The sequence below is a fragment of the Herbaspirillum sp. 3R11 genome, from assembly GCF_004563925.1.
GTDB lineage: Bacteria > Pseudomonadota > Gammaproteobacteria > Burkholderiales > Burkholderiaceae_D > Herbaspirillum.
On the sequence record NZ_SPNJ01000001.1, the window covers coordinates 1,231,909 to 1,245,088 of the forward strand.

A 13,180-nucleotide genomic window follows, 5' to 3' on the forward strand; every position below is an offset into this window, starting at 1 on the left:
AAAGAACAGCCGGCGGCATTGTTGCGCGCAGCCGGCAAGAGCGTCATGCATGCAGTTTCGCATGGCGCGGCGACCTTCTTTTTCAGCGGAAAGTAACGATGCTAGACCATATTGACATGACCAAGCTGATCTTCGGCCGTCTGAGCTGGGAAGCGATTCCCTTCCATGAACCCATCCTGCTGATCACCTTCATCGGTGTGCTGATCGGCGGCATCGCCGTGCTCGGCGCGGTCAGCTATTTCCGCCTGTGGGGCCCGTTGTGGCGCGACTGGATCACCAGCATCGACCACAAGAAAATTGGCATCATGTACGTCATCCTCGGCGTCGTCATGCTGTTGCGCGGCTTTGCCGACGCACTGATGATGCGCGCCCAGCAGGCGCTGTCCTTCGGCGATTCGGCCGGCTTCCTGCCGCCGCATCACTACGACCAGGTCTTCACCGCCCACGGCGTGATCATGATCTTCTTCGTGGCGATGCCGCTGGTGACGGGCCTGATGAACTACGTCGTACCGCTGCAGATCGGCGCACGCGACGTGGCTTTTCCGTTCCTGAACAATTTCAGCTTCTGGATGACGACCTTCGGCGCCGGCCTGGTCATGGCCTCGCTGTTCGTCGGCGAATTCGCCCGTACCGGCTGGCTGGCCTATCCTCCTTTGTCGGGGATCCTCGGCAGTCCTGATGTGGGGGTGGACTATTACATATGGTCATTGCAGATTGCCGGGGTAGGGACGCTGCTATCAGGGATCAACCTTATCGCCACCATCGTCAAGATGCGCGCGCCGGGCATGAACATGATGAAGATGCCGGTCTTCACTTGGACTGCGCTGTGCACCAACGTGCTGATCGTCGCCGCTTTCCCGATCCTGACTGCCGTTCTGGGCATGCTGTCGCTGGACCGCGTGTTCGGTACCAACTTCTTCACCAACGATCTCGGCGGCAACGCCATGATGTACGTGAACCTGATCTGGATCTGGGGTCACCCTGAAGTTTATATTCTGATTCTGCCTGCCTTCGGCATTTTCTCGGAAATCGTCTCGACCTTCAGCGGCAAGCGCCTGTTCGGCTACACCTCGATGGTGTATGCGACCGTCGTGATCACCATCCTGTCCTACCTGGTCTGGCTGCATCACTTCTTCACCATGGGTTCGGGGGCGAGCGTCAATTCGTTCTTCGGCATCACCACGATGATCATCTCGATCCCGACCGGCGCGAAGATCTTCAACTGGCTGTTCACCATGTACCGTGGCCGCATCCGTTTCGAAGTGCCCATGCTGTGGACCATCGGCTTCATGATCACCTTCGTCATCGGCGGCATGACCGGCGTGATGCTGGCGGTTCCGCCGGCCGACTTCGTGCTGCACAACAGCCTGTTCCTGATTGCTCACTTCCACAACGTGATCATCGGCGGCGTGGTGTTCGGCATGTTCGCCGGCATCAACTTCTGGTTCCCGAAGGCTTTCGGTTACAAGCTGGACGATTTCTGGGGCCGTTGCAGCTTCTGGTTCTGGTGCATCGGTTTCTGGGTCGCGTTCACGCCGTTGTACGTGCTGGGCTTCATGGGCGTTACCCGCCGCATGAGCCACTTCGAAGATCCATCGCTGCAGATCTGGTTCCAGATCGCCGCCTTCGGCGCCTTGCTGATCGCAGCCGGTATCGGTTCGTTCATCATCCAGCTGGTGGTCAGCTATCTGCGCCGCGACCAGTTGCGCGACACGACCGGCGATCCATGGGGGGCACGTACGCTGGAATGGTCGACGTCGTCGCCACCGCCGGATTACAACTTCGCGTTCACTCCGCGCGTGCATGACAACGACGCGTGGGCTGACATGAAGGCCAACGGCTACACTCGTCCGCAAGATGGTTTCGTGCCTATCCACATGCCGAAGAACACCGGCGCCGGTTTCATCATTGCTGCGCTGAGCGCAGTGATCGGCTTCGGCATGATCTGGCAGATGTGGCTGGTGGCCGTCGTCGGCTTCGTCGCCCTGATGGCCGCGATCATCACGCACACCTTCAATTACAAACGCGATTACTACATTTCGGCCGACGATGTCGTCCTTACTGAAGCCAACCGCACACGCTTGCTGGATAGCCATGTCTGAGATTTCCCATAACTCCGCCGCAACCATGGACGCATCGCCTAGTTCGCGTTACTTCGTCAAGGAACATCATCCCGAAAACGGCACCTTGCTCGGTTTCTGGATGTACCTGATGAGCGACTGCCTGATCTTCGCCTGTCTGTTCGCCACTTACGCCGTGCTCGGCCGCAACTATGCGGGCGGTCCGACCGGCGCCGAACTGTTCGATCTGCCGCTGGTGGCGATCAATACTTCCTTGCTGCTGTTGTCGTCGATCACGTACGGCTTCGCCATGCTGGAAATGCAAAAGCAGAAGGTCAAGACCACGCTGATCTGGCTGGCCGTCACCGGCTTGCTGGGCGCCGGCTTTATCTACCTGGAACTGTATGAGTTCGCGCATCTGATTCACGAAGGCGCGGGCCCGCAACGCAGCGGTTTCCTGACCTCATTCTTTGCACTGGTGGCGACCCACGGCCTGCACGTCAGCTTCGGCATCGTCTGGCTGATCACGCTGATGTTCCAGATCAACAAGCACGGCCTGACACCTGAAAACGGTCGTCGCCTGATGTGCCTGTCGATGTTCTGGCACTTTTTGGACGTGGTCTGGATCGGCGTCTTCACCTTTGTTTACCTGATGGGAGTCCTGCCATGAGCGCGCCACAGCATCAAGAACACCCGTCGCACGCCGAGAAATACGGCCATCAGGACGGCTTCGACGTCCATCATCACGACCATACCGCCGACCACGGCAGCCTGAAGAGCTACACCATCGGCTTCGTGCTGGCGGTGATCCTGACGGCCATTCCGTTCTGGCTGGTCATGGGCAACGTGATCGAAAAATCGAGCACGGCAGGTTTTGTCCTGCTGGGTCTGGCTGTCGTACAGATCGTCGTGCACATGATTTACTTCCTGCACATGAACTCCAAGTCGGAAGGCGGCTGGACCATCCTGGCGCTGATCTTTACGATCATGGTCGTGGTCATCATGCTGGCCGGTTCGCTGTGGGTCATGTATCACCTGAATCACAACATGATGCCGGGCATGAGCCAGGATCTGATCCAGGAAGCCGTACCGGGTTCGATGCAGAACATGCAGCACAACATGCCTGGCATGAAGTGATTCGCCTGATTCTGAATCTACATCTGAACGCATTGTAGTCAGCAGTGACCTCAAGCCACTCTCCAGGGCGCGCCGTTGCGGAAGCAGCGCCGCGCCCTCGGTCTTCCGGGCTGCGCCGTTTTCTTGCGGCGTGCATGCTCGTGGTTTTCCTCGGATTCCTCGCACTCGGCGCCTGGCAGGTCAAACGCCTGTTCTGGAAGCTCGACCTGATCGAGCGCGTTGACCGCCGCGTGCATGCGGCGCCGGTTGCAGCGCCCGGGCCGGATGTCTGGCCAAACGTGACAGCGGATTCTTACGAATACCAACACGTGCGACTGAGCGGCACCTTCCTGTATGCCAAGACCGCGCGCGTGCAGGCCTTGTCGCGGCTGGGCGCCGGCTTCTGGCTGCTGACCCCGCTGCGCGGCGCCGACGGCGTCACCACGCTGATCAACCGCGGCTTCATCGCCACCGGTGCGCGCGACGCGAAGGAGGGCGCCGCCGACGCGCCGGCCGACGTCGCCGGTTTGCTGCGCATCAGCGAGCCGCATGGCGGCTTCCTGCGCAAGAACGATGCTGCCGGCGACCGCTGGTATTCGCGCGACGTACAGGCCATCGCGGCGTCGCGTCAGCTGGAGCATGTCGCGCCGTATTTCGTCGATGCGGAAGATACGGAGAGTGCGGCACCGGAACCGCAACGCGCCGCAAACGGACAAGCCGTGGGTGGACTGACCGTGATTTCCTTCCCCAACAATCATCTGATCTATGCGCTGACCTGGTTCGGGCTGGCGCTGATGACGGGTGGCGCGATCTTCTGGACCGTGCGCGACGAAAAACGCCGGCGTCTGTCTGCCGGCCAGAAAAACAAAGATGGCAAGCAAGCCCCGGACGCGGGATAATTCCGGAAAATTCGTCGTCTCCGACCCGCCAATTCACTCGTTTACCATGACCGACTGCGCATGATCGACAGCGTCCTTCCGCCAGGCCCCGAAATCGCCGGCGCGCCCGATCGCGCCGCCGGCCACAAGAACATGCTGCAACTGATCCAGTTGCGCTGGATCGCCGTGTTCGGCCAGATCACCACCATCATTGTGGTGATCTTCGGCTTCGACATCCATTTGCCGTTGCCGCACATGCTGGAAGTGCTGGCCTGCCTGATCGCCTTCAACATCGGCAGCCACCTGCGCTGGCATGAGCGACCCTTCGTCACCAATCGCGAGCTGTTCCTGGCGTTGTTGGTCGATGTCGCCACGCTGACCGCGCAGTTATATCTCAGCGGCGGCGCCAGCAACCCGTTCGCCTTCCTGTACCTGCTGCAAGTGATCCTGAGCGCGGTGCTGCTGGAGGCCTGGTCGACCTGGACCATCGTCTGCATCACCGGCCTGTGCTTCGCCGGCCTGTCGCAATTCTTCATGCCGCTGTCGCTGCCGCCGGACCACGACGAAGGCCTGTTCAGTCTGTATGTCGAAGGCATGCTGATCAGCTTCCTGCTGATCGCCGCCTTGCTGGCCATCTTCATCACGCGCATCAGCAGCAACCGCCGAGCCGGCGACGCCCAGCTGGCAGCCTTGCGCCAAAGGGCGGCAGAAGAAGATCACATCGTGCGCATGGGCTTGCTGGCCTCCGGCGCCGCGCATGAACTCGGCACGCCGCTGGCAACGCTGGCGGTGATCCTCGGTGACTGGAAGCGCATGCCGGAATTCAGCAGCAATCCGGTGCTGATCGAGGAAATCAGCGAAATGCAGATCCAGCTGCAGCGCTGCAAAACCATCGTCAGCGGCATTTTGCTGTCGGCCGGTGAAGCCCGAGGAGAATCCTCGGTCAAGACCACGCTCAACACCTTCCTCGGCGATATCGCCGAGGAATTCCGCGCCACGCGTCCCATCGTCGCCTTCGACTATCGCAATCACATCGACCAGGACATGCCGGTTGCCTTCGATTCCGCCCTCAAGCAGATGATCTGCAACGTCCTCGACAACGCGCTGGAAGCCTCGCCGCGCTGGCTCAGTTTTACGGCGGTGCGCGAAGAGAACGAACTGATCCTGAGCGTTGACGACACCGGCCCCGGCTTTGTACCGTCCATGCTGGATCAGATCGGCAAGCCTTACCAGTCGACCAAGGCCAAGACCGGCGGCGGACTGGGATTGTTCTTCGTGGTCAATGTGGCGCGCAAGCTCGGCGGCGCCGTCACCGCACATAATCGCACTGAGAACGGTCACGTCGCCGGCGCAACCGTGCGGCTGACGCTGCCGTTGTCGGCCATCAGCCTGGAAGCGGAGAGCTTCCTGGTTCCGGAGGAAAAGAACAATGTCGACTGATCGCCTGCTGCTCATCATCGAAGACGACGCGGCATTTGCCCGCACGCTGAGCCGTTCATTCGAACGACGTGGCTATACCGTCTTGCACGCCGCCAGCCAGGCCGAAGCCGCAGCCTTGCTGACGCAGCACAATCCCGGCTACGCCGTGGTCGATCTCAAGCTCAACGGCAATACCTCCGGCCTGTCCTGCGTGCAGATGCTGCACCAGCACGACGATGCCATGCTGATCGTGGTGCTGACCGGATTTGCCAGCATCGGCACTGCGGTCGAAGCGATCAAGCTGGGCGCCATTCAATACCTCGCCAAACCGTCCAACACCGACGACATTGAAGCCGCGTTCGGCCACATCGCCGGCAATACGGAAGTGGAACTCACGGCGCGCTCGACCTCGATCAAGAATTTGGAATGGGAGCGCATCCACGAAGTGCTGGTGGAAACCGACTTCAATATTTCAGAGACCGCACGTCGCCTGGGCATGCACCGGCGCACGCTCGCGCGCAAGCTGGAAAAGCAGCGCGTCAAATAAATCTGCGGATCGACATCAGCAAGCCAGTCGCGTGATCGCACCGGCGCAGCGACTCAGGAATGGGAAGCGGAGGGTGGGGCGTGGTGATGGTGTTGCGCGGCCTCAGCGGTATGCATGGCGCGCTTGACACTGTTGGCCAGCTCGGTGATCTGGAACGGCTTGCGCAATACGGCATCGAGGTCGATGACCTTTTCGACCGCTTGCATGTCGGCATAGCCGGTGGCCATGATGATGGGAAGATGCGGATCGCGCGCGCGGGCGGCGGCGATCACTTCGGCTCCGTTCATGCCAGGCATCAGGAAGTCGACAATCAGCAGGTCGAAATGTGCGGCCTGCAGCTTTTCCAGTCCGAACCAGCCGTTCTCCGCCTGATCCACCGTATAGCCGAGAATCTCCAGGCATTCGACGATGAATTGCCTGACCTGGGCATCGTCTTCAACCACCAGAATGTTGCCGGATTCTTTCGATTCCAGCGGCTGGTCCAAGGCTTCCTGATCATGCTCGCGCACCGGCATCGCACCGGCGACAGGCAGCCAGACTTCTACCGTCGTGCCTCGTCCCACCATGCTGTCGATGCGCGCCAGGCCGCCGGATTGATCAGCGATACCGTAAACCTGACTGAGTCCCAGGCCGGTGCCTTTGCCCACCGCTTTGGTGGTGAAGAAGGGGTCGAATACCTTGCTGAGAATTTCCTGCGTGATGCCGGTGCCGGTGTCCTTGACCTCGATCACGATGTAGGCGCCGGGCTTGAGCACGCCGTCGTGGGCATAGCGATGCCGCACGTTGATGCTCAGGTTGCCGCCATCCGGCATGGCGTCGCGGGCGTTGATGGCGAGATTGAGGATCGCCATCTCGATCTGGTTGGCGTCGGCCACCGCGCGGGGCAGTTCCTCGGAGACATTGATGGTGATGCCAATGCCGGAACCGACCGATACCGCAATCAGGTCCCTCATGCCGTCGATGACCGAGGCAATGTCGACCGCCTTCAGGTCCAGCGTCTGGTTGCGTGAGAACGCCAGCAACTGTCCGGTCAGCTTGGCGCCGCGCTTGGTGGCGTTGCGCGCTGAACCGGCCATGCGCTTGATGCGCTCGTCGACGGACAGGCGTTCGATCAGGTCGACGTTACCGATGATCACGTTGAGCAGGTTGTTGAAATCGTGCGCAATGCCGCCGGTCAGGCGGCCGATCGCTTCCATCTTTTGCGCCTGCACCAATGCGATCTGGGTGCGTTCGCGCTCCGACATTTCCTTCATCAGGCGATCGTTGGCCTGGGCCAGTTCGGAAGTGCGCTCCTGGATGCGCAGCTCAAGCGTCTCATTGAACTGGCGCAAATTGCTCTGACTCTCCAGCAGGCGGTCCTCCGCTTCCCGCCGGTCACTGATGTCGAGCGACACGCCAGCCATCTGAATTGGTACGCCGATGCTATTGTGCAGGGTCTGTCCGCGAATCTGCACCCAATGTACGGAGCCATCCGGCCACACAACCTGATACTCGATCGAGAAATCGTCTTTCGACAGCAGGGCCGCTTCGATCACGTCCAGATGGCGCTGACGGTCGTCGGCGTGAATGGTATTGATCAGGTCGTCGTAGGTAAATTCGCTCTCCGGCGCAATGCCGAAGTGCATCTTGCAGGAATCTGAAACGATCAGGATGGAGTTGGCCAGTTCCAGGCTCCATGAACCTAGCCGGCCGGCGTGCAGCGCCAGGCGCAAATGCTCTTCCGAGCGTGCGCGTTCCTGCAGATGGCTGCGGCTGAGGTATTGCCGGCGGCGCGCGCGTAGCGCCGAAACACCGGCGCGCAGTAGCGTTTCGCTGTTGACGGGGCGCTCCAGCAGAATCATGTTGACCAGGCGCTCGAGTACATCCAGCACCGGATTGCGTTCCAGGTTGCGCTGCCTCGCGCTGAGGATCACGAATGGAAAGTCCGACCACGATTCCTGTTTTTCAACCCAGCGATGCAGCAATGAAAAATCCGCGTTGCTGAGCGCTTCCTCGGTAATCAGCGCCGCACCGGCACCGCTTTCCAGTTGTTCCAGCAGGTCGGCATAGCTGCTGCACATGGCGCAGATGAGTCCTTCCGCCGTGAGCGTCTGCTCGATGACTTCCGCATCCCGGCCATGGGGCGCCAGGATGAGGATGCGCTCCTCCAGCGGAAGATTAATCGGCATCGGTTGCCATGATGGGAGTTTTGCCGCGATAAGTCGGCAATCCGCTCATGATGCCTTCGAAGTCCTGTAGCGCCTCGCCCACCTGCAGACCGTGGCTGGGACTGAGCCGAAATTCGTGGATGGAGCGAGGATGATTGCTGGTGCGGCTCTTGATCACCGATATGGCGCTGGCGATATCGCCGCGCGCCTCGAAAAAACGGAACATCAGGATGGTGTCGCTGAGATAGCTGAGGTCGACTTCGGAACGCACTTCGCCGACCAGGCCATGCTGACCCAGCACCAGCAGCGTGGTGACGCCTTGCTGGCTCAGGTAGGACAGCATCTCGTGCATTTGCAGTAGCAGATATTTTTCACCCGGCATCGCTTGCAGGTAAGCATTCAAGCTGTCGATCACTGCGAAACTGCGATCCTCGTTCTCGACCGCGTTGCGCACCGTCGCGGCGAATTCGCCCGGCGACATTTCAGCGGGATTGATCTGGTGCAACTTGAGGCTGCCGTCGGTCAGATGCGGCGTGATATCCATGCCCAGCGCACGGGCGCGGCTCATCAGCGTTCCAAGGCCTTCGTCGAACAGGTAATAGGCAGCACGTTCGCCGCGCTGCAAGGCGGCCAGCGCACAGCGCAGCGCCGTGGTGGTTTTGCCTACGCCGGACGGGCCGCTCAGCAAGGTGTTGGTGCCGCGCGCCAGGCCTCCGCCCAGCAGCGTGTCCAGCGCCGCTACGCCGGTGCTGGTCATCTGGTCTTCGAATTCCGTGAAATGTTCGGCTGCCACCAGACGAGGGAACACATGCATGCCGCCGGTCTTGAGGACAAAGTCATGATAGCCGCCGGTGAAGCTGATGCCGCGCATCTTGATCACGCGGAGGCGCCGCCGCTCGGAACCGAAATCCTGGGCCAGCTGTTCCAGGCTGATCACGCCGTGGGCGATACTGTGCAACTGCAGGTCGCCGGCTTCGGAGGTGCGATCGTCAAGCATCAGCACAGTGCACTTGCGCGTCGAAAAGAAGTGCTTCAACGCCAGGATCTGGCGCCGGTATCGCAGCGGATTCTGCGCCAGCAGCCGCATCTCCGACAAGCTGTCGAAAATAATGCGGGCAGGCTTCAGCTCATTAACGCGTGCAATCACGCTCTTGACTGTTTCGCCCAGCTCGATTTCCGACGGATGAAGGATGGACTGCTGGAAATCGGGATTGAGATCTGCTTCGTCGATCAGTTCGTAGAGCGACAAACCGTCCAGCGACCAGCCGTGCGACGCGGCGACCGCGCGCAATTCCGTGGCCGTTTCCGACAGCGTGATGTAGAGACCGGATTCGCCGTGCTTCAGTCCCTCCAGCAGGAACTGCAAGCCAAAGGTGGTCTTGCCCGTTCCCGGCGTGCCTTCGACCAGATACAGGCGGTCGCGCGTCATGCCGCCGCCCAGGATGGTATCCAGTCCGGCAATGCCGGTCGAGGATCGGAATGAAATGGGATCTGGAGCGCGATCCGGTGTGAGGTGGTTTTGTTGTGTATCCATCACGTCGATATCGTTAGGTTGTGATGATCGGGCAGATGCCGCGACCGCTTTTTTTATGCTTCCAACTGTAGCAGTAGGCCCATTTTTCGCCCTGTCAGATGACCCCTGAATCTTTTGTAAGACATTTTGAAGTCGCCCCGCTAACGCAGGCGGCATAAGGCTTTTGACTTTTACGCAATTTGCGGCGATTTATGCGACCGCTATCGCATGCCCGTCGGAATGCATTACTATCGACATGTGCAAATTTCAGGAATTTTGACGTTCAGAATTCCTACTCACCACATTAACAGATGTTGAAATGACAACACAAACAACAATGACGACAAGCGTTTCGAGCATGGCGGATCACGCCGACGCGTCCGGCCTGCATATCTTGGTCGTGGAGGACAATCTGGATTCCCAGCAACTGGTCTGCGAGCTGCTCGCGGCGCTGGGTCATCGTGCCGAAGGCGTCGGCAGTGCCGAAGAGGCCCTGGTCGAACTGGAGCAGCAGGCCTTCGACGTGCTGTTCACCGACGTCAGCCTGCCGGGCATGTCCGGCATCGAACTGGCCAAGCGCACCAGCGAAAAAACGCCTTCGCTGAAAATCATTTTCGCCTCCGGCTACGGCGCGCAGATCAGCAAGAACATCGGCCCCGGCACGTTCTCATTGCCCAAGCCTTACGACATCGATCAGTTGCAAGACATCCTCGACAACATCGGCAAGCAATTGTAGTAAGCCGACAGTAAAACAGCGCCGCGCGGCGCTGTTTTATCGTGCCGTTTCAGCTTCAGGAGAACACTATCAATACCTTGGAACAACTCGCCATCCTGGTCGAGCAGAATCGTGAATCACTGCTCACACGCTGGCGCAGCATGGTGCGGGCTCTGCCGTCCGCGCGCAATCTCAGCATTCCGACCTTGAACGATCATGTACCGGCCTTGCTGGACGAGATCGCGCTGGCCTTCCGCCGCAATTCCGACGAATCGATCGCCGAAGTGCTGGCCGACGGCACTCCGCCCGAGCACGGCCTGCAGCGCCTTCACAACGGCTATCTGATCGAGGAAGTCGTGGCCGAATACAATCTGCTGCGCGGCTGTATTCATGATCTGGCCGGGACGCATCAGATCAACCTGCAAGGCAAGCCGTTTCACGTCATCAACCTGGTATTCGACAGCGCCATCGGGCTGGCGGTGCAGACCTTCTCCGTCAATCGTGCGCTCGAAGTGCAGCGCCGCCGGGAAGAGTATCTGTCCTTCATCGCACACGATTTGCGCACACCGCTCAATGCCGTTGCACTCGCATCCAAGGTGCTGGAAGCATCGTTCGACAAGATCGAAGACCCGCGCGCGGCGCGCATGCTCAAAGTCTTGCAGCGCAATGTGCAAAGCATGTCGGGACTGGTGGCCAAGGTCATCGAGGAAAACGACAGCATGAAAACCGAGAGCGGCGTCAAGCTGGAGCGTCGCAACATCGATCTGTGGCCGCTGGTGGAGAGCATGGTCTACGACCTCAATCCGGTCGCCGGCACCGGCAGCACGCGACTGCTCAATGACGTACCTGAAGAACTCGTCATTTACGCCGACGCCAATCTCTTGCGCCGCATGATGCAGAACCTGATCGCCAACGCCATCAACCATACACCGCAGGGCGAGGTGGTTATCGGGGCTGCGCCCACGGCAGACGGCAACGGCATCGAGTGCTGGGTCAGCGATAACGGCATGGGTATCTCGAAGGACCGCATGGACCTGATTTTTGAAAAGTTTGAAACCGAGACCAAAGAGCAGGGCGGACTCGGCCTCGGTCTGGCGATCTTCAAGACCTTCGTGGAGGCGCATGAAGGCAGCTTTGACGTCGCCAGCGAACTCGGCAAGGGCTCGCGCTTCAGCTTCATCCTGCCGAACCGGACCGAGCGCCGCTAGCTTCTCATTTTCTTTTCCTTCTCCAAACGACAACGCGGAGCTGCGCCAGGCGCAGACTCCGCGTTTTTCGTTGGCGGCTGACTTTTACTTGAATGGAATCCGTCGGCGGCGACGCACCGTGACCACGGCCACCACAATCAACAACAGCAGCAGAACCGCCACGCCGATGGCCGGCGCGATGAACGGCTGCAGTCTGGCCAGTACCGGCTGCTCGCCGCCTTTGCGCGCCTGGGCGACATAGGCTTCGCTCACCTGGACCTCCGGATTGCCGTATTGCTTGAGCACGTAGTTCGAGATCAGCGCGATCTGCCGGTCCGTCAACGGATTGACGTAGGAATGCGCATCGAAGCGCGGCATCAGGATTTCGTTGTCGCCGACCTTGCGCTCGACGCCGTACAGGATGGCCGACACCAGGTTGGCCGGATTGCGCGCGCCGGTCGTCGTATTGTGGAACAGCGACGGATAATCCTGGCCGCTGCTGCCTGAACCGGAGGCTGCATGGCAGCTGGCGCAATAACCGCTGAACAGCACGGCGCCGCTGTTGAGGCTGTTGTGCTCGTTGGGGCCGTTCGTGCCGCGCAGCGCCGACTCATCGCTGGCCGCCTTGCCGTAGCTGTAGGCCGGCTGCGCCTGGGCGCGGTCGCGCACCGGCGGCACCGTGCGCAGGTAGACGACGATCGCGGCGACGTCGTCATCGCGCAAATGCTGGAAGCTGTTGGTGACCGCTTCAGCCATCGCGCCGCCGGCCTGGCCCTTGCCTTCGGCATGGCCGGTTTTCAGGTATTGCACCAGTTCGGCATCGCTCCAGCCGCCCACGCCGCTGACCTTGTCGGAGGTGATATTGGGCGCATGCCATGAACCCAGCGGTGCGCCGGCCAGTGCCGAGCCGCCTTTTTCACCCATCAGAAAATTACGCGGCGTATGGCAGGCGCTGCAATGCGCCAGGCCTTCGGCCAGGTATTGGCCGCGGTTGATTTGCTGCGACTTCGCGGCATCGGGAACGAAGCGTTTGGTGTCGAGGAAAATGGCGTTCCACGCCAGCATCGACATGCGTACATTGAACGGGAAGGGCAGGCTTGTCTGGCTGGCGGCCGGAGTGTCGACCGGCTCGACGGCCTGCATGAAGTAGCTGTACAGCTTGTGCACGTCGCCATCGGTCAGCATGGCGTAACTGGTATACGGCATGGCCGGATACAGATGGCTGCCGTCGGCGCGCACGCCTTCGCGCAGGGCGCGAGAAAACTGCGCCTCGGTGTAGTTGCCGATGCCGGCGGTTTTCGACGGCGTGATGTTGGTGGCGTAGATCGTGCCCAGTGGCGACTCGATCGCATAGCCGCCGGCGTACGGCTTGCCGGCCGGCGCGGTGTGGCAGGCCATGCAGTCGGCGGCGATCGCCAGGTAGCGACCGGCCTCGATGTCGTTCTTGGCGGAGCCGACCTGGCCTGAAGACGATGTGGCAGTCGCCGGGGCAGGCGGTTTGGTCAGCGACTGTTCCTGGGCATGTGCGGCGGATAAGCCGGCCATCGACAGCAAGGAGAGAAGAAGCGCGGAGCAAAGACGGGTGCAGGCAGTCATCA

At 60.5% G+C, this 13,180-nt stretch carries 11 protein-coding genes; 8 read left to right on the top strand and 3 right to left on the bottom strand.

What is annotated here, in order from left to right; genetic code table 11:
• Positions 1 to 98: 98 nt before the first annotated feature.
• The 6 genes from cyoB (at position 99) to E4P32_RS05885 (ending at position 6,020) form a co-directional block, all read left to right on the top strand.
• Complete coding sequence (gene cyoB, locus E4P32_RS05860) at positions 99 to 2,102, top strand: cytochrome o ubiquinol oxidase subunit I (RefSeq protein WP_116432828.1); 2,004 nt, start codon at positions 99 to 101, stop codon at positions 2,100 to 2,102.
• Entirely contained in the window at positions 2,095 to 2,730 is a 636-nt protein-coding gene (gene cyoC / locus E4P32_RS05865) for a cytochrome o ubiquinol oxidase subunit III (RefSeq protein ID WP_116432827.1), read from the top strand. Before cyoB ends, cyoC begins: the two co-directional genes overlap by 8 nt.
• Positions 2,727 to 3,197 (top strand): cytochrome o ubiquinol oxidase subunit IV, encoded by a 471-nt coding sequence (gene cyoD, locus E4P32_RS05870; RefSeq protein WP_116432826.1) that lies wholly within the window; start codon positions 2,727 to 2,729, stop codon positions 3,195 to 3,197. The genes cyoC and cyoD overlap by 4 nt, the downstream gene beginning before the upstream one ends.
• Positions 3,198 to 3,331: 134 nt before the next feature.
• On the top strand, positions 3,332 to 4,075 hold the full coding sequence (locus E4P32_RS05875; protein ID WP_116432825.1) for an SURF1 family protein: 744 nt from the start codon (positions 3,332 to 3,334) through the stop codon (positions 4,073 to 4,075).
• Positions 4,076 to 4,135: 60 nt separating this feature from the next.
• Positions 4,136 to 5,494, top strand: coding sequence for an ATP-binding protein (locus E4P32_RS05880; RefSeq protein ID WP_116432824.1), 1,359 nt, complete (start codon positions 4,136 to 4,138; stop codon positions 5,492 to 5,494).
• Positions 5,484 to 6,020, top strand: a complete 537-nt coding sequence (locus tag E4P32_RS05885) for a response regulator transcription factor (RefSeq protein WP_116432823.1) — start codon at positions 5,484 to 5,486, stop codon at positions 6,018 to 6,020. Before E4P32_RS05880 ends, E4P32_RS05885 begins: the two co-directional genes overlap by 11 nt.
• A gap of 53 nt (positions 6,021 to 6,073) precedes the next feature.
• Here E4P32_RS05885 and E4P32_RS05890 read toward each other — a convergent pair whose 3' ends face one another.
• Positions 6,074 to 8,188 carry a response regulator gene (locus E4P32_RS05890; protein ID WP_116432822.1) on the bottom strand — a complete coding sequence of 705 codons (2,115 nt, stop codon included), beginning with the start codon at positions 8,186 to 8,188 and terminating at the stop codon, positions 6,074 to 6,076.
• Positions 8,178 to 9,701 (bottom strand): ATPase domain-containing protein, encoded by a 1,524-nt coding sequence (locus tag E4P32_RS05895; protein WP_116432821.1) that lies wholly within the window; start codon positions 9,699 to 9,701, stop codon positions 8,178 to 8,180. Before E4P32_RS05895 ends, E4P32_RS05890 begins: the two co-directional genes overlap by 11 nt.
• Before the next feature lie 316 nt (positions 9,702 to 10,017).
• Here E4P32_RS05895 and E4P32_RS05900 point away from each other — a divergent pair, with 316 nt between their 5' ends.
• Positions 10,018 to 10,416 (top strand): response regulator, encoded by a 399-nt coding sequence (locus E4P32_RS05900; protein ID WP_116432820.1) that lies wholly within the window; start codon positions 10,018 to 10,020, stop codon positions 10,414 to 10,416.
• A gap of 77 nt (positions 10,417 to 10,493) precedes the next feature.
• Entirely contained in the window at positions 10,494 to 11,603 is a 1,110-nt protein-coding gene (locus tag E4P32_RS05905; protein ID WP_233526550.1) for a sensor histidine kinase, read from the top strand.
• 84 nt (positions 11,604 to 11,687) lie between these two features.
• On the opposite strand, the gene E4P32_RS05910 is transcribed toward E4P32_RS05905, so the two are convergent.
• Positions 11,688 to 13,178, bottom strand: coding sequence for a cytochrome c (locus E4P32_RS05910; protein WP_167735656.1), 1,491 nt, complete (start codon positions 13,176 to 13,178; stop codon positions 11,688 to 11,690).
• Positions 13,179 to 13,180 lie beyond the last annotated feature (2 nt).